14 protein-coding genes are annotated in these 18,986 nt (G+C 38.8%); 1 reads left to right on the top strand and 13 read right to left on the bottom strand.

The features are described from left to right. Window position 1 precedes the first annotated feature (1 nt). From N1I80_RS02870 to N1I80_RS02810, 13 genes are all read right to left on the bottom strand, one after another. Window positions 2-1,552 carry a response regulator gene (locus tag N1I80_RS02870; protein ID WP_340736456.1) on the bottom strand — a complete coding sequence of 517 codons (1,551 nt, stop codon included), beginning with the start codon at window positions 1,550-1,552 and terminating at the stop codon, window positions 2-4. After that, the gene (locus tag N1I80_RS02865; protein ID WP_340736455.1) at window positions 1,530-2,990 is read right to left on the bottom strand and encodes a sensor histidine kinase; all 1,461 of its coding nucleotides are present in this window, start codon (window positions 2,988-2,990) and stop codon (window positions 1,530-1,532) included. The genes N1I80_RS02870 and N1I80_RS02865 overlap by 23 nt, the downstream gene beginning before the upstream one ends. Further along, window positions 2,987-3,967, bottom strand: a complete 981-nt coding sequence (locus tag N1I80_RS02860; RefSeq protein WP_340736454.1) for a substrate-binding domain-containing protein — start codon at window positions 3,965-3,967, stop codon at window positions 2,987-2,989. The genes N1I80_RS02865 and N1I80_RS02860 overlap by 4 nt, the downstream gene beginning before the upstream one ends. A 124-nt stretch (window positions 3,968-4,091) precedes the next feature. Further along, window positions 4,092-5,267, bottom strand: coding sequence for a sugar ABC transporter permease (locus tag N1I80_RS02855; protein WP_340736453.1), 1,176 nt, complete (start codon window positions 5,265-5,267; stop codon window positions 4,092-4,094). Between the two features lie 11 nt (window positions 5,268-5,278). After that, window positions 5,279-6,799 (bottom strand): sugar ABC transporter ATP-binding protein, encoded by a 1,521-nt coding sequence (locus N1I80_RS02850; RefSeq protein WP_340736452.1) that lies wholly within the window; start codon window positions 6,797-6,799, stop codon window positions 5,279-5,281. A 92-nt stretch (window positions 6,800-6,891) separates the two neighbouring features. Further along, a complete protein-coding gene (locus N1I80_RS02845; protein ID WP_340736451.1) occupies window positions 6,892-7,998 on the bottom strand; it encodes a sugar ABC transporter substrate-binding protein in 1,107 nt (368 codons plus the stop codon). A gap of 199 nt (window positions 7,999-8,197) precedes the next feature. Beyond that, window positions 8,198-10,813 (bottom strand): discoidin domain-containing protein, encoded by a 2,616-nt coding sequence (locus N1I80_RS02840; RefSeq protein WP_340736450.1) that lies wholly within the window; start codon window positions 10,811-10,813, stop codon window positions 8,198-8,200. 376 nt (window positions 10,814-11,189) lie between these two features. Then, window positions 11,190-11,942, bottom strand: coding sequence for a sugar phosphate isomerase/epimerase family protein (locus tag N1I80_RS02835; protein ID WP_340736449.1), 753 nt, complete (start codon window positions 11,940-11,942; stop codon window positions 11,190-11,192). 2 nt (window positions 11,943-11,944) lie between these two features. Continuing rightward, complete coding sequence (locus N1I80_RS02830) at window positions 11,945-12,583, bottom strand: YesL family protein (RefSeq protein WP_340736448.1); 639 nt, start codon at window positions 12,581-12,583, stop codon at window positions 11,945-11,947. Beyond that, window positions 12,570-14,585 (bottom strand): methyl-accepting chemotaxis protein, encoded by a 2,016-nt coding sequence (locus N1I80_RS02825; protein ID WP_340736447.1) that lies wholly within the window; start codon window positions 14,583-14,585, stop codon window positions 12,570-12,572. The genes N1I80_RS02830 and N1I80_RS02825 overlap by 14 nt, the downstream gene beginning before the upstream one ends. A gap of 30 nt (window positions 14,586-14,615) precedes the next feature. Beyond that, on the bottom strand, window positions 14,616-15,488 hold the full coding sequence (locus N1I80_RS02820) for a carbohydrate ABC transporter permease (RefSeq protein WP_340736446.1): 873 nt from the start codon (window positions 15,486-15,488) through the stop codon (window positions 14,616-14,618). Beyond that, window positions 15,488-16,372 (bottom strand): carbohydrate ABC transporter permease, encoded by an 885-nt coding sequence (locus tag N1I80_RS02815; RefSeq protein WP_340736445.1) that lies wholly within the window; start codon window positions 16,370-16,372, stop codon window positions 15,488-15,490. Before N1I80_RS02815 ends, N1I80_RS02820 begins: the two co-directional genes overlap by 1 nt. Before the next feature lie 86 nt (window positions 16,373-16,458). Further along, window positions 16,459-17,823 carry an ABC transporter substrate-binding protein gene (locus tag N1I80_RS02810; RefSeq protein WP_340736444.1) on the bottom strand — a complete coding sequence of 455 codons (1,365 nt, stop codon included), beginning with the start codon at window positions 17,821-17,823 and terminating at the stop codon, window positions 16,459-16,461. Window positions 17,824-18,162: 339 nt separating this feature from the next. On the opposite strand from N1I80_RS02810, the gene N1I80_RS02805 reads away from it, so the two are divergent. Beyond that, on the top strand, window positions 18,163-18,894 hold the full coding sequence (locus N1I80_RS02805) for a MurR/RpiR family transcriptional regulator (RefSeq protein WP_340736443.1): 732 nt from the start codon (window positions 18,163-18,165) through the stop codon (window positions 18,892-18,894). The last annotated feature ends 92 nt before the right edge of the window (window positions 18,895-18,986 follow it).

The following is an 18,986-nucleotide window of genomic DNA, read 5'->3' as shown; positions in this document are numbered from 1 at the left end:
CCTACTTGACCTCGGCTTGTTTACTCATTAACGTTTTTCGATATTCCTTCGGGGACACCCCACAGATTTTCTTGAACACCTTGCTAAAATAATTCGGCTCATGATAACCAACCTCAAATGTAATTTCCTTTAGGCTTCTCTCTGGATCATTCAAAAGTTTCTTTGCTTTTTCAATACGACACTCCGTTAGAAAATCAATGTAGTTAATGCCCAACTTTTCCTTGAACATTTTACTAATGTAAATCGGGCTTAAATTGACCTTTTTCGCAAGAATATCCAATGAAATATCCTTATGGGAATGCTCACTAATATATTGTTTAATTTGATGGATCTTATCAGCCTCTACTCGATCGTAATGTGTCTTATAGTTAGTATTCATACGCTCGAGTAGTAGGAGTGTCTCTGTACGTAATTGACGGTAGTCCTGTGCTTGAAATGAGAAAAATGTAGTATCCGCCTCCACACCCATTTCATCCATCACTCGGTTCGCAATCCAGAGCAATTCAAGCACTCGCTGCTGCGTGTAAACTAGTGAATTCCCTGCATTTTCATGCTGCTGTATTAAATCCAATACACCTGAACGAATGGCTCCCCAATCTCCTAAACGAATTTGGTCAAAGTAGTCTTGCTGTTGCTGCTTGATAACCTGATTGTCTGTCTCTACGCTAAGAGTTGGAGCATCGGAATAGAATCTACTTTTGACCACTGACGTTGTATCTGCGGTCGCAATAAGCGCCTCTTGATAAGACTGTCGAATTTCATCTAATGACTCATAAACCTGACCTATCCCTATAAACCAGTCTACGCTCATTTTCTCCTTATCTAGCGATAAAATTGCTTTCACTAATGTAATTGCTTGTAAACGAAAGGACTTCTTTTGATCACGAAAAACAATAATAGGAAGTTGCTGTCCATATAATGCACCTACCCAGGCATCTCCCATTTCACGTACCTTTTCCTTGATTGGCACATAATAGTGTTCTGCTCCTTCTGGCAACAACACGACTACAACAAATTTCTCATAAGTTGAACGAATAGCTAGCATCTCAACGAGCATATCGATATGTACTTCATGTACATGGTCAAATAATAACTGTGTCACAATATCTGTCTCCGCCAACGCCAACGTCTTTTGCCACTTCTCTTGCTGCATCTGACTTATAACCTTCGCTTCACGCTCCTGCCGGCACACCTCTAGTACTCTTCCCACTGTTGAGACAATTTCACTTGCCTTACTTGGCTTCAGCAAGTAATCCTTCACACCAAGCTTAATAGCCTGTCTCGCATAATCAAACATATCAAATGCCGTCACCATAACAAACTTCGTCGTCGGATGTCCCGCCTGAATCTTTTCTATAGCCTCAAGCCCTGTCATACCAGGCATCATAATATCCATTAAGATTAAATCCGGTTGAATGGTATCTGCTAATTCTATTGCCATTTTCCCATTTTTTCCCTGATAAATAGTTAGTTCAGGGAATGCTTTTTGCAAGATTGCCTGCATCCCTTCTAGCTCAGTCGGTTCATCATCAACAATAAGAAGCTTCACCATCATTTCCCTCCCTCGCCTGTGGAATTTGTATGACTACTCTTGTCCCCCGACCTTCTCTACTATCTATCGTGACTAAATTCTCCGCTCCATAAAATAAATGCAATCTTTTCACGACATTTTGAAAGCCTATACCCGTAGAATGTCCTTCAGTAGGTACAACATTCCCCTTCAATAGCTGCTCTACCTTCTCTAGCGTCATCCCTTTTCCACTATCCTCGATTTCAATAATGACACTGGAATCATCCCTCTTAATTCTAAACCAAATGATTCCCCCATTTTCCTCCGGCTCAATCGCATGGATGACCGCATTTTCAATAATGGGCTGGAGGGTTAACCCAGGGATTTTCACTTGCAAACATGATTCATCAATGTCCAGCTTAAATTGTAAACGGTCTCTAAAACGTGCCTTTTGGATATCCATATACTGTTTCAATACAACAACCTCTTCAAACAATGTCACCGAGCGATCAATCCGCTTTAAGTTATAGCGTAGCAAGCCCGCTACACTGACAATGAGATCACTTGTCTCCTCAGCACCATCCAAATATGCCTTTTTCGATAAAGTATTCAATGTGTTAAATAAGAAGTGTGGATTAATCTGACTCTGCAAGCTTTTAAATTGACTTTCCTTCAGCAATAGCTTACTTTGCTGAAGCTCATGCTCAAGCTGTGCCTTTTGTTGAATCTCCACTATTAAGTCATTAATATTGATACGCATCTTGTCAAACGTCTTTGCTAAAAAAGCAATCTCATCATTAGACTTTACTTCAATCAGTTGATTAAAACGACCTTGAGACAATTCATTAGCCGCCTTCGTAAGCTGATGAACCGGTCGCGTAATACTGAGTGAGAACCAATAAGTAGCCAATAACAACACGACAGTCATCAAAAGCAACAACCAGATTCCTAGCTTCTCTAGCTCCTCCGACTGCTCAATAATATCCCGATAAAATCGATTCGAGGACTTCAGCTCTCGGTCTAAAATCGTTAAGGTCATTTCTGATATGTACATGGAAATCCGGTTTGCTTCATTAAATTCTTTGGTCGACCCTTCCATTTCTTGTTCCTCTGAAAATACAATAAAACGATTCGTCGTCTCAATGAGACTATCGATTAAATGAATATAATTCGTTACTGAAAATGTGTTTTCCGCGTTACGTAGCTCTGCTACATCCTGTTGTACCTCTTGAATAACATCTATGCTTTTCTTTATCTGTTGCTTATGCTGATCTGTTGGGCTGACTAAATAATTATTTAAATTGGTGATGATTTGCTGACTAGCTGTTGTTACTTCATTCATCCGCAAATAGCGTTGTAAAATCGCATTGGATTGCTCCTGCGTTTTCTGATTGTAATGCGTTAGCGTCAACCAAATACTCCCCATAATCAGTAACATCATAGTAACTAGCTTCCAAATCTTTTTTTGAATCGTTGTCATCGTACCTCACCCTTCGCCTGAACCATGCGTGTTTCGGTGAGATAACCGTTTGAATTAAGTGGGACTGTCTTGCCTGAAATCCACTCCATTAGCCATTTCACACTTTCACTGCCCATCTCCTCCGGCTTTTGCTCCAAAATTCCATCGAGCTTACCTTGCTCCAGGAGAGCAGTTGACTCCACTCCGTCATCAAAAGTATAAATATGATAAGGCTCGACCTGCGTGCGCCTTCCGATTTCTTGAAGCATCGGTCCAGTATAGTTTGCATTGATTGCTATAAAAGCAGAGACCCGAGGGACCTCATTCATTAGCCGCTGCGTCGTTGCTATAACCTGTTCCTTTGCATCTGTCGTCCCCCTAACAATCATTTCAATATCTGGATATCTACTCAATACATCCCGAATACCCGCTAAACGTTCCTTCTGATAATACGCTTGTTCTTCATCACCAAGTATAATTACTTCTCCTAACGTACCCATTTCTTCTATCAATTGATGAGCAACCATTTGTCCAGCCCCAAACTGATCCGAACCAACATATGTTTTGCGCAAGCTCTCCTCCACAGGCACATCATTTGCGACAGTAATGACAGGTATTCCATAAAAAGCTGCCTTCACCTTTGTTAGCTCTTTAAATTCCTTATTATCTAGCCCCTGTACAATAATTCCATCCACTTTTGAATGAATGGCAACCTCCATTTTCTTCAAAAAATCCTCTTGGTTGTTACCATAGCTTCCCCACACTTCAAGCTGAACATCTTCTACTTCTGCCTGCTTCAGAGCTCCTTGACCAACCTTATTCCAAAAAGGTGTATCCAGCTCTTGCGTAATAAGTACGAGACGAATAGATTCTGGAGCTGAAGGAAGGTTAGCAGGCATAGTACTAGTTAAACGAAACGTCTTAATGGCGGACATAGCGGTAAAATAGCTAAAAATCAAAATAAGTGTTCCAAGTATAAAAACAACTTTTTTCCGCATACACCTTCCCCTTTCCTCAAGCTTTCCTTTCATCTTATCACCTGTTTAAAAATTGACAATGCTTACTAAATAGAATAACTGGACACCCTACAAATAGGTTGCCCAGTTATTTTATTATTCACTTTCAAGCCCGTTGCTTACGCGTCATAACATCAAAGATAACCGCCCCTGCTAAAACACCACCGCGAATCATATATTGATAAGATATTCCAACACCTAATAAGTTCATCCCGCTCGATAATGAGGCCATCACGATAGCACCAATAATCGCACCTGTTACTTTACCGACCCCACCAGCGGAAGAAACCCCGCCCACATACGCTGCCGCAATCGCATCTAGCTCAAAGAGTGTTCCAGCCGTGGTCGTTGCCGATTGAAGTCGAGAGGTGAATAGAATCCCAGATAATGCAGCAAGCATTCCCATCGATCCAAAGACGATGTATGTAATTTTTTGAACATTAATTCCACTTAAATGCGCTGCCTCTGGATTACTACCGACTGCGTAAATATGACGACCTAGCACTGTTTTAGTCGTTAAGAAGTGATAGACAATGACGACCGCTATGATAATAATAACGGTCCATGAGAACCCGTTATAGCCAGCTAAAATCCAAGTGATATAGGCAATAACCGCCGATATTAAAATGAGCTTAACGCTAAATAATTTCTTGGACATCACATCAAAGCCATATGTCAATTTATTGCGCCGATTGGCGATCTCATTGTATATGAAGAAAATTATTCCAACAAACCCTACTAATAATGTCAGTAGATGCAAACCATTAATCTGCATAATCGATGGAATAAATCCATTACCAATCGCATTAAATTGTTCATCCCTAATAATAATCGTTCCTGTTTTTTCCGTAACTTGAAGAAGTGCACCACGGAAAATCAGCATTCCTGCAAGTGTAGCAACGAATGAGGGAATACCAATCTTCGCAACCAATGCCCCATTTAATAAACCAATAATCGTCCCTACAATTAAAATCAGCGGAATGGTAATCCATACCGACAAGCCCAATTGTGTCAAGAAAATAGCTGTAATTGCACCTAAAAATCCTGCCAAAAAGCCAACTGATAAATCAATATGACGAATGACAATGACAAGCGTCATCCCAACTGCCAAAACTGCAATATAGCCAGCCGAATCTAGTAAGTTACTAATATTTCGGGACGACATAAACAAGCCATCCGTCAGAATTGTAAAGGTTAACAAAATAACCAATAACGCAATATACATCCCGTAATCTCGAATATTGGCTTTGACGAGTGCTTTCCCTTCTTTAAAAAATCCCATCATTATCCCCCTTATTGCGTCGCAAGTTCCATAATTGTTTCTTGTGTCGCTTCCTTCATGGTCAGTTCTCCTTTGATGGCACCATTTGCCATCACATAGACACGATCACTCATCCCTAGTACTTCACCAAGTTCAGAGGAAATCATAATAATACTCATTCCTTCGTCAATTAACTGATTCATAATCGTATAAATTTCAAACTTTGCCCCAACATCAATTCCACGTGTCGGTTCATCTAAAATCAAGATCTTAGGTCCAGTAAACAACCATTTACCAAGCGATACTTTTTGCTGGTTTCCACCACTCAGATTGCCAACCTCTTGCTCCAGTGAGCTTGCTTTAATATATAATGAGTCTTTATATTCTGAACCAACCTTCACTTCTTCGTTTAAATTGAGAATCCCCTTCTTCGAGATTCCCTTTAGATGTGCGGCTGAGACATTACTCTTAATATCCTGCAATAAAAACAGTCCGTCACCTTTTCGATCCTCTGTTACATAAGCAATACCAGCCTTAATGGCTTCACTTGTATGCTTCAATACCGCTGGCGTCCCTTGAATCTCCAAATTCCCTTGTAGCTTATAATTTTTTGGATTTCCAAATATACTCAGCGCAAGCTCTGTACGACCAGATCCCATAAGACCAGCAATCCCAATAATCTCGCCCTTTTTCACTTGAAGGTTAACATTTTTCACAACGTTTCTCCCTAGCTGCGCATCATAGGCTGACCAATTCGTCAATTCAAGAACAGTGTCACCGATTATCTTGTCTGGATGTTTTGGATAAATATCTTCAATCTCACGTCCCACCATGTTTTTGATGATGACATTTTCCGACACTTCCCCTTTGCTAGCATCCAGCGTGCAAATCGTCTTTCCATCTCGTAAAACCGTTACTTTATCGGCAATATGGATAACTTCCTTCAGCTTATGCGATATCATGATGCAACTAATCCCTTGACTTTTCAGCTCCTTTAAGAGTTCTAACAGATTTTCACTGTCATCCTCATTCAGCGCTGCCGTCGGTTCATCTAAAATCAGCAATTTCACATCTTTGCTCAACGCTTTGGCAATTTCAACGAGTTGTTGTTTTCCTACACCTAATTCCTTGATCAATGTTTCCGGTGTCACTTCTAACTTTACTTTTTTTAGTAACTGCGTAGCTTGAACAATCGTTTGGTTCCAATCAACGAATGGACCTTTCCTCACTTCATTGCCAGCAAATATATTTTCATAGACCGTCAAATCTGGAAAAAGTGCCAGCTCTTGATAAATGATGCCAATACCTGTTTTCACACTGTCATTAATCTCACGAAACTGTTGCACTTGGTCTTCAAATACGATATCTCCCTCGTATGTGCCATATGGATAGACGCCACTCAATACTTTCATCAGTGTCGATTTTCCCGCGCCATTCTCTCCAACCAAACAGTGAATCTCTCCTTTTTTCACTTTGAAATTCACGTTTGACAAGGCTTTAACTCCCGGGAATTCTTTCGATATATTATTCATTTCTAAAATAATTTCGCTCATTTCGTCGCCTCCTGATCCAAACAAAATAGAAATAGAGAAATAGTGATAGTCGATACTACCTACCACTACTCTCCTTTCTCAATCAGATACTCTTACTCTATACCCGTGAATTCACTTGCTTCGTAGTATTCAGAATCGATGAGCTCAGCTTTCACGTTGTCCTTATCAACCACGATAACGTCCGTTTGTTTCGCTTTCACTTCAATTGAGCCATTATCATAAGAGCCTGTTGTTTCTGGTGTATTACCATCTAGGATTTCAACCGCCATCCCCATCGCGTCTTTTACTAATGTACGAACATCTTTGAAGACTGTCATGGATTGTTTTTCGTCAATGATGTATTGGATTGATGCTTTTTCCGCATCCTGTCCCGTCACAAAGAAGTTTGAAATCGCACTATCTGAAGCAAATACATCTGCGATTGAGCGAGCTGTTCCATCATTCGGAGCTAAAACAGCAACATCACCTTTTTGGTCGTCACTTGCTGCTGTCAAATGCGTTTGTGCTTTGTTTTTTGCTTCATTTGCATCCCAGTTCGTCGTAATTTGACCTATGATTTTCCCAAGCTGGTCACGTGAAAGATCCGCTGAACCTTTCAGTGTCTCTGCTTCACTTGAGTTGACAATTTTAAAAGTGCCATCTGCAATTTTTGGTTGAAGCACTTGCCACGCACCTTCGAAAAATAGGAATGCATTGTTATCTGAAGCCGCCCCTGCATACAAATAAAGCGGAACGTCAGAACCTTGTGCATTATCTACTAAATACTGTGCCTGTGCAGCACCAACTGCTAAGCTATCGAATGTTACATAATAATCCACTGCATCTGTATCTGTAATCAAACGGTCATAAGCAATAACAGTTACACCCTCTTTTTTCGCTGCTTCTACTGCTGATGCAGCAGCTGCACCATCATGAGGCGTGATGATCAATACTTTGATTCCTTTATTTAGTAATGCCTCTACATTTTCTTTCTCTTTCGCTGAAGATCCTTGGCTAAATAGAATTTCTGTTGAATAATCAGAATCTGCTAACGCATCCTTGAAACGTTGCTCATCCTGTACCCAACGCGGCTCATCCTTTGTCGGTAACACAATTCCCACATCAATCGAGTTACTGGCCCCATTGTTACATCCAGCAGCTACAACTGCGAACACCATCAATATTGCTAAAAACAATAGCCCTTTAAACTTTCTAATCATTCTTTATCCCTCTCCCTTTGTCTAAAAAATAACTACAACCTAATCATAAACTCTGAATATTCTAGAAGAAAGCGCTATCATCTGTGTTTTTTTAACATTAACTATACTTTTTTAGCTTTTGAGAAAAATAAGAGCAGAATCGAAACCGATTCCGCTCTACAAATTGATACACCTATAACTATTGACTACTTAATCACCTTCAACTATTGGTGTTATTAACAACTAACTCATTGACAGACCACCAATTATCGTGAGTTCCAGTTTGGACTATCTTTAAAAAGCGTGCAGTTTGTGCCGGAAAATCAATAGTAACTGTCGATTCATCGGACGGTCCGCTTGCAATCGGATTCCCCCAGCCTAGCCCGTCATTGGAAATGTATACCTCATAGCCACGGGCATAGTCACCACCGCCTTGCTTTAAGATAATCTGGCTAATGTTCCGTTGTGATTTCATATCCACTGTTAAAGATTGACCCGGAATCATTGGTGTAGCAGTAGTCCAACGAGTCCCTTCATCCCCATCTATGATAAGGGCGGGATCAGTGCTACTTCCTGTAATATTTGTTGTGACTGACCACTCATAGCCTGGACCTTCTCCATTCCCTTGGTCATTCCCGTCATTATTTACAAATAACTCAGCTATAGACCACCAATTATCATGAGTACCTGTTTGCACTATCTTGATATAACGTGCAGTTTGATTTGCAAAATCCACAATAATGCGAGCATTATTACCCGTTCCAGTTACGATTGAATTACCCCAATTTGTACCGTCATTAGAGACAAAGATCTCATAACCTCGGGCATAGTCATCAGCACTTCCCGCAGACTCCATAATAATTTGATTAAATTTTTGTTTCGCCTTCAAATCTATTGTTAAAGATTGACCCGGCACCATTGGTGTGCCAGTTGTCCAACGAGTACCCTCATTTCCATCTCTAATAAGATGAAGATCAACGCTACTTCCTGCAACATTCGTTGTTACTATCCATTCATCTCTTTCTATGCCTGTACCTTCATTGCCTCCACCTAAGAATTGGGATATATTCGCCACCATATTGGCGTCATTATTTGAAACACTAGCCCCAAGATTATTTATAATATGTGTGATTTCACTTCCCACGGTGCCACTTAACCATACTGTAGTCAGGTGATTTAAATTGATCCCCTCAACATCTGGTACTTCAAAAGAATTGTATAGTTTTACTGCTGCGTCACGGAAATAGGAATAACTTCCTCCACCCCATAGTTCATGGGAGGTGACTGAATCCGCTACTTTATATGCGGCATATCCATTAACTGTCCCGTTATGACTCATCCAAGATACTTGATCTGGAACATCGTATGGAATTTCATTTTGATAGAAATATGTTCTACCTCCATTGCCATTCCACAATGTCTGGTATTCTTGAAAGTGTTCTACAAACAGACCATATAAGGTAACATCATCACCATTTACAACTAGCCCATTTGCTCCAGTATTCACATTCCAGCCGACATGATCGCCGTGGTCAGCACGCCATATCCAAAAATGATCACCAATCACATCATCGGCATTGATTTCAAGACTAACTTCAGCCTTTCCAAGCTGTGTGCCTCCGCCAACTCTAAAGAAAAGATCATGCAAAGAAATAGGATTAGCTGAATGATCAGCCGAACTGTTATCCGGCCCAACTTGCAATAAATGGTCTGAACTAACTTCACCTGCATCAAAAAGAAGTCCTGCAAGTTGCACGCCATCTACATCAGCTACTTTCATGACCGTTACCCCGTTTTCCGGAATAATTGTCGGATACCCCATTCCATAAACAATTGTATTTGGATTATTAATTTCAATTGTCTCATTCACATGATAAATACCCGGGGTAAAAAACAAGTGCTTTCCTTGACTTAATGCCGCATTAATATTTGCTGCACTATCCGAAGGATTAGCAATGTAAAAATCATTTATAGAAATAGACTTTCCTGGTGTAGAGCCATTCTTCCAGGTAACGCCCTTACTGTTCTCTTGAAGTTCTGGAACGAAAATATTATATTGCCCAGAATCATCAATATAAAGATAAGGCTTTTCCCGAATAACAGGGGTATTATCTATAATCGTGTAGGTCTCTTCGGGATATGGCTTTACATTACTAGGAGGATTTTCGTCACCTACCAGCACTGTATTCCACAAGCTACCTTGCCACTCTTGATAACTACTATTTCTAGAAAAAAACTGTTGTTGAGAAGCCGGAGAGACATTCCCATCAATTACAGAATCAGCAATAAATCCTCCACTTGCCCAGCCTGCCACCCACCAAGGGGTTAGATCCCACAAACTCAAGTTTTTATTAAAGTGCATACGTCTCATCGGTGCCGCCTGTGAAACAGCCCATCTTGAATCCTCTGTCCCAACTACTGAAAAGTTCTCAACAGAACGCCAAAAGTTCCGAGTTGCATTCCCCTCAGACCACTGAGCATCAACATCAAAGCTGCTAACTTTTACATCATCTGGATTTTTCCCTAAACCAGCTACTGTTGTGTAAAAACCTACATCAATAGCTACATCATATTCGCCGGGTTTAAAGAGGAACGTAACTCTTTTATCAGTAAATTCGGCTCCTGTATCTCCATTTTCCATCTCCGCAAACTTCGAATCTATAATAGATTGTATTGCGCTATCCGACATAGATTCATCAAAAATAAAGATATTTTCTCCAAACATCGAATCGTTTACCCCGTTGATAACTGCCGCACTAGAGCCATTTGGATTTAGCAAGAGTAGACTCAAGAATACGGCTAATACTGGACCAGCCCATGAAACCTTTTTTTGCATTACTTCCCCTCCCAGATATTATTTTTCTACGATTTCCTTTGCGTGTTATCCCCCTATTAACACTTTGATTTTATTCTTAGATTGACTCAATACAATGGTTTTATCGTAGATAGTTCACCCTGTATTAAAGCGCTTACAATCTAAGTTAAATATAGCTAGATTATTTCCCTTGAACAAGTATGCATTTTTATGATTTACTGTATTGTTTTTACTATTGTTTATCAAATCAAAATATTCTGTGCAGCGAGTCGATAGGCGGATTGCACACCAAAAAGGTTTGTCTAGAAATGATTTCGGCATTTCTAGACAAACCTGCTCCTCTGATAATAATGCAGCAAATTCTCTTATCTTCAGTATTCTAGTTGCTTTACTATTACTACTCAACAATGTTTTTTAATGTTTTAGCATTCTGCGCTGCACTTGCTACTGGGTCTTTTGTAAAATGTTCTTGTTCAACGATAAACCATTTCACATTGTGTTCTTTACCTTTCTCTACATACTCTGCCAGCGGTAATGTCCCTGTCCCCAGTTCTGTTGAAATTTTCTGGTCACCGTCCATTTTCATATCTTTAATATGCAAGGATACAACGCGATCACCATACTTTTCGATAATGTCTAGCGGATTATTTCCTGTCACAGCAGCCCAGAAACAATCCAATTCTATTTTCAGATGGTCAGCATCTGTATTTTCATAAAGAATATCAAACCCTGTCTTTCCATTAAAAATATCGAACTCAAAGTCATGGTTATGGTAGCCCAATGAAAATCCTCTTGCCAGTGCTTTCTGACCAATATCATTGAGTAATTCAGCTAGACGTTTATAGTCATCTCCGGTCTTTCTTAGTTCTTCTGGCAAATATGGAACTATAATAAACTCATTTTCTATTTTTTCATGGTATCTTAATGTTTCATCAAATTGAGTTTCTAATTGAGTGAGCTGAACGTGAGCACCCGCAGCTTTTATACCTACTTCATCCATCTTTTTCTTGACATCTTCAGCAGTATGACTACCAAATCCAGCAAATTGAGCCCCTTTATAGCCCATTTCAGCTACACTCTCTATCATACCTAATAAATCTTTTTCAACCGCTTCTTTAATTGACCAAAACTGTAAACCTACGTTTTCCATCGTTATGCCTCCTCTATATAGCTCGTATATTTTCTTTCGACTTTACAAAAGGAATGATACGCTAAGCGCATAATAATATAGCTGAGCACACTCACTGAAAAGAATGGCGTAATTCCAGGTATAAAAGCGACTACATAATAAACAGCTAGCGCACAAATGCCAATTAAGATCGTTGATAAGGGAGAAGTAATCCCGATGTGAACAGCATATTTTATATACTGAAAGAACTTCAGTTCATAATGCGAGAACACTGGGAATATATATACACATATAACAAGGTACAAGATTGATAATAGAATCAGTAGGCCAGATAAGAGAGTCGCATACCCCCCTTGGAAATTCCCGATAAAAAGAAAGTCAATATAGAGAATGAATCCACCTATTATTAAAATCCATCCCAATAGATTGGTCTTCCAAAAATCTGACCGATATGATTTCCAAAAAGTTTGAAACACATTTATTTCTTCTTCACCCATCACCCATTTTCGTATGACAGCAAACATTGCAAAAGTAGCAGGTGCAATTCCGAATAGAATTAAGCCTAGCGTAGTAAATAAAATCCACAAAAGATTAATATAAGCAAGACGCCATATCCACTCACACGCCCGAGATAAGCTTGCCATAACACTAGTCATTTGCATATGCCCCTTCCTCCGTACTAGAAAGCTTGTTTTCCAAACGAAAATGCCCAATTTCATTGTTAAGCTCTTGTGATAATTCTTCCAAATTCACCGCTGCACGAGTCACTTCACTTATTGCAGCTAATTGATCTGTACTTGATGATAAAACTCGTTCTGCTGAAGCTGCTGATTCCTCAGAAACTTTCTCCACACCATACAAAGATTCAATGATTTCCCTTGAAGAATGATTGACATTCACTAATTCAGCATCGATATGACTTGCATAAGTTTCTATATCAGAGACCTGCCCAACAATACTTTGAAATGATTCCCTATTTTGCACAACAGCCTTAACTTGAGATTCACTATATTCATCTAGATGAGCCGCTTTTTCAATTAAGATTTCCATAAAATGATTGATGCCATTAATAACCCCATGAATATTTTGAGCCTCACCTTTTGTTCTCACTGATAACTTTCTAATCTCCCCAGCTACTACTGAAAAGCCTTTACCTGCTTCACCAGCCCGAGCTGATTCAATCGCAGCATTTAATGCCAGTAAATCGGTATTATCTGAGATTTCCTCAATTGTTTTAGTAATTCTCACGATTTGTTTTGACTGTTTTTCGATATCATTGACATTACTGATTAACATTTGTACGAACTCTATAAAAATCCCTGATGCCCTCTCAAGATCTTTAACAGTTTTCAAACCAGCTTCTCCCTGCAGCGAACTGGTCCTTGCCTGATTATTAATCAGTTCTGTATAGTGATTGACTGAAGCAATTTTCTTAATCAGTTCATCCATTAAAGCCGTCGATTCCTTCAATGCTCCTTGTTGTTGCTCCGCTCCCGCTGCAACATGCCTTATAGACACATTTACTTCTTCCGTTTGGGCCGTTGTTTCTTCTGAAATACTGACAAGTGTTTGCGAGTGATCAGATAATTGGTAAGTTGCCTGCCTCACTTCAAAAAATGCAGATTGCACCTTTTCTATCATATAATTAAAGTGCTTCGCCAACTCACCCATTTCATCTTTAGCACGATCATCCACCCGGTATGTAAAGTCCCCTTCACCAAACTTTTCAGCCCCTATTTGAAGACGTTCAACTGAACTAATAATGGATCGACTAATCAGCAATCCTAACGTAACTAAAATGGATAAGACAATTATGCCCAGTCCTATTAAGACCAAATACAGTACTCCAAGTGTCCTGTCTTTTTCTTGAAAAATGAGATTTTGCTGTTCGGTAAGGACTACTTGTATATCTAGAACACCTGAATCCATATACTCGTTTACAGTCTCGAAAGTTTTGATATTACTCTGAATCTCACTATAATTTTTGATTAACAAATTTAACTTCCCGTAATAGCCGCTTAATGATTTTTCTATCTCTTCTTTTTGACTAGGTGTTATCTCGTCAAGATTCTTTATTGTATTCTGTAATTCGGATATAAAGCGCGAGACTGCTTGCCCATTTTCTTGTGATGGCTGTAGAATATATTCCTTCTCAAGTAATCTCATCTTATACATCTCGTTTACAAGTGCCACATTGTCTACCTCTATGACAATTTCTTGTAGGCGATTGGCTGCTACAGACAACGCTACAGATAGTCCATCCTCATTCTTGAGATCCAATTCCAATTGTTTTTCAACTAAATCATGAAGCTGGGCTACATATAAATCTGCTCGGGTAATTAAAGTCTCAGTTGTTTTCTCAATGGTCTCTAATGGGACGAGAAGTCGAATCACTTCTGCATTTGATTTTAAATGACTAATTGCTGCTTCAGCTTCAGTGATATACTGCAGATTTAACGTCCTGATAAATTCCATATCATTTTTCCTAGCACTATTCATTGCACTTACGATTTGGTCGCCTTTTTGCGAAGCATCTACCACATGTAAAACTTTATCATTTATCTGTTCAATCTGATTTATCGACTGGTAAACTGCACCAAGTATTAAAACTAAACCAATTATTGCTGTGAATAAAATGATACGTATTTTATTTCGAATGGTCATCACTTTACCCCCACCTTGTCAAAACCATAATTATTTAATAGAACCGGCCATCAATCCTTTATTAATTTCATCTGTAAAGATTAAATAAATAATGATAGATGGGATAGCTATTAAAGACATAACAGCAAACTGAGCACCATAATTGGACGAATATTGTCCAGTAAATTGAATAATGGAGAAAGGTAAGGTTTTATATTTATCCGCCGTAATAAATGTATATGCCATAATAAACTCATTCCAGCAATTGATAAAATTCACTACACTAATCGTAGCAATTGCAGGTTTTGTAAGTGGAAAAATAATATGACGAAGAATACCAAAAATACTACTACCGTCGATAACAGCCGCCTCTTCAATCGAACGAGGTATTGTCTGCATAAACCCAGTAATAATAAACATACTTATTGGTATATTAAATGCCGTATACGGCAAGATTAGGGCCCAATAGCTATTCAAAAGATCTATTTTGTGAAAAATAATAAAGTTAGGCAACAATGTGGCGTGAATTGGAATCATCATACCAATCAATATGATATTCGCAACTAAGGCACTTAAGCGCCATTTCATTCTCGTTATCGCATATGCAAGTAATACTGAAACAACCGCTGTCAATACTACAGATACAAACGTAACTAATGCACTATTGATAAAATAGGGGAGCACCTTTCCTTGTGTAAATGCACTGATGTAGTTTTCCCATTGTGGTGGATTTGGAATTTGTAAAATAGCATTTCCAAAGAAATCTCCACTCTTCAATAATGAATAATCAAACAACCAAATCAGTGGGAATATCTGTACGATGCCTATTAAAGCCATAATGGCATACAAAATAACTTTTCCGACACTTCGAAGAGGTCTCTTTTTTGGTATATTTATCTGATTTTGATGTGTTTCTTCTACCATTAGTATTCACCAACATCTCTCGTCAGTATCTTATTTAAGATAACTGTGATAATAAGAACAATAATTACAAATACAACAGAAATCGCATTTCCATATCCATATAACCCCTTCGAAAATGCTGTCTGATAGAGATAGTTACCAAGTAATTGTGTACTACTTCCTGGTCCACCATTTGTCATTAAGAAAACGACTTCCATCTGTTTAAGACATGTAATAACTGCAATAACAATTGCAACCCTCATCATTGGAGCTAACAATGGGATAACAATACGGCCGTATAGTTGAAAATAGTTAGCACCATCTATTTTCGCAGCTTCATATAATTCTTCTGGAACTCCTTTTAATCCCGCATAATAAAGTAAAAAGGCATAACCAAATCCTTGCCACATCACCACGAGAATGACTGACCAAATCGCAAACCTTGGATCACCCAGCCAGTCCTGTTTTAAAAAAGATAGCCCTACTGTTTCCAGCATATTATTAAGCAATCCATATTGCGGATTGTAAACACTTGCCCATAGCTTGGCTGTAACGACAACAGATATAATCGCGGGTATGAATAATATTGTCCGTAATACTTTTTCCCATCTGCCACAATGCGTAATAAGGATTGCTAGCAATATAGCTAATGGATGCTGGATAAGGATTGTTGCGACTGTCAGGTACAATGCGTTAAGTAATGATTTTCTAAAAACATCATCATGAAAGATAATATTTTTGAAATTCTCCAAACCAACAAAATTGAAGCTCCCAATACCACTCCAATCTGTTGTTCCATAATATACACTCATTGCTATCGGAAGAAGGATCATCGATAGAAGTATTAAAAAGCCAGGTGCAACAAGAGTAAAAATCGTCTTCTTATCCGACATCAATCGGTCCATTGCAATCACTCTTTCCTTATAAATGCTGAAGATGATGGCATGTCCACCCCCATCATCTTCAGATTTTCTATTGTTACATCATCCTATTACTCACCAGCTTGCTTTACTTTATCCGCGGCTTCTGCAAGTTTCACACTGAATTCTTGTGGTGTAATTCCACCCGTAAACAACTCCTGGTGAAGATTCATAATTGTTTCTTTAAATTCAGCAGTAGCGTCATCGAGTACTGGTGTACCACTTGATGATGTCACACTATTAAAGATGTCAATTATTTCTTTCTGCAGGCTAGATTCTTCACCTGTTAAATATTTATCAAAGGATTGTGCTGGGGTTGCTGCCCCACTTTGCCAAACCAGCTTTACCCAGTTCTCAGGTTGGAAGAAAAATTTCAGGAAATCAACTGCAACCTCTTTATGTTCTGAGTTCTCAGCGATTGAGTATCCACCACCATGATAGATGAGTACATCTCCAACTTCAGATTTATCAGAGATTGGGTAGTTCATGACACCCACATTTTGTCTAAAGCTTTCAGGGTAATCTTCGTTCTGACTTAAACTCATTTCCCAGCTCCCCATCAAATACATCGCTGCACCCTCTTGACCGAATAAATTGGCTGCAGTTCCATAATCGGCAGTTAAATAACCATCTGCAAAGATTCCAGCATCGACCATTTCTTTCATCGTAGTAGCAGCTGCCACTACCACATCATCTGCAAAAGAAGCATTCCCGTGTAGTGCATCATCCATCACATCGAATGAGCCTGCCTCACGTTGTAACACATATTCGAACCACATCGGTAGTGTCCAACCATCCATTCCATTTATAGCAATTGGGCTGATCCCTTTTTCACGTAGTTTTTTAGATACGTCCACTAAATCCTCTTGTGTTTTTGGTAATTCAACACCATTTTCCTCGAACAATCGTTTATTATAATAAAGCACTAAAAAGTCGGTGTTTTTCGGTATCCCATAGACACTATCACCTTTAGAAAACCCACTCATAGACCCTTCAATAAATCCTAAATCTGCAAAATCTTCCGGATTGAGTTCATGTAACAATCCATTGTTAAGTAACGGATCAATAAATGATGGCTGCCCCCATGTGTGCAAAATATCGGGTAAATCATTAACAGATGAATAAATTTTTATCTTGTCTTTATATGGCTCATCTTGTAGTGCTTCAACCTCAATCGTTACGTTTGGATTTGCATCCATGTAAGCATCAATAATTTGTTGTTCGATTGCCCCCATACCAGTTGTACGGTCTGGCTGTGCTGTGAAAAAGCTTAATGTAACTTTTTCAGCAGTCCCTTTCTCCGTATCTTCTCCTGTCTTCGTTTCTTCACTTTTCTTTGTACCTTCCGCCTCATCCTTTGAATCGTCGCCACTACATGCAACCAAAGCTAACGTTAAAATAAGAACACCAAACATCACAAGCCATTTTTTCATCATTTATCCGCCCCTTCTTAATTTCGATTCTCACTAAGCTTATTATTCAGTCAACTTTTAAACAATGCATCAAATTTAAGAAAGCGTTCTCATTTTTAATATATTTCAATATATCATCACGAAGGTTTGGGGAAAGAGTGTTTTCTTCATGCACTACTAGTGATGCTTAAAAGAAATCTCAAGAAGTTTTCTATTAATTGCTGTAAGATAGTTGTAAGACGACTGATATTTCTTGGTGCCTACCACTTCAGTTAAATAATCTAATTAGAACTTTCAAATCCTTTAACTTTTTCACGGGTCAGAATTATTGTGTGAATCGAATGTTATCGGATTTAGACTACTATGAAATTAGGTATTGATATGTTTTCATATGAAAAAATACAAAGCTTTAATAAACTAGAGTTTATGGTATATGACTATGTGATGAAAAACGGCAATCAAGTACTATTTATGACGATTAGAGAACTCGCGGAAGCTGTATATGTTTCTACGTCTACTATTTTACGTTTTTGCAAAAAGGTAGACTGTGACGGTTATGCTGAGTTTCGAGTGCAGTTTAAATTATACTTGGAGCAAAGTGAACAGAAAAAGCCTGCGAATGATATCTTTGAAATTCTACACTATTTCAAAAGCACGAATAATGTAGAGTTTGAGGAACGGATTACAAAGGCTGGTAAGATGGTACAAACATCGAAGCAAGTGATTTTTGTAGGAGTAGGCTCTTCTGGAATTTTAGGCAAGTATGGGGCCAGGTACTTTTCTAATATGGGAAAGTTTAGTCATCACATCGATGATCCATTTTATCCGATTTTTGAAGATTTGTATGAGGATGCGATAGTCATTGCCCTTTCTGTTTCTGGAGAAACACAGCAGACGGTTCACCTCATAAACCAGTTTAAATCCCGTCACTGTAAGATTATCAGTATTACCAACAGTGAGAACTCAACGATAGCCAAAATGTCAGATTACAACATTGCTTACTATATGACTAATGAACTTGTGCATGGAGAATACAATGTAACGACACAGGTGCCCGTTATTTTTGTTTTGGAAGCCATTGCAAGGCGAATATAAAAAAACAGCATGTTTCTTATTTAAAACAAGCTTCAACTCATGGTACATATGTGTCCGGATTGCTCAGAGCTACTGACAATCCGGATTTTTCT

It is taken from the genome of Sporosarcina sp. FSL K6-3457 (assembly GCF_038007285.1).
Taxonomy (GTDB): Bacteria; Bacillota; Bacilli; order Bacillales_A; family Planococcaceae; genus Sporosarcina.
Note: the sequence above shows the minus strand (reverse complement) of the source record. Positions and strands in the feature narration are given on the sequence as shown.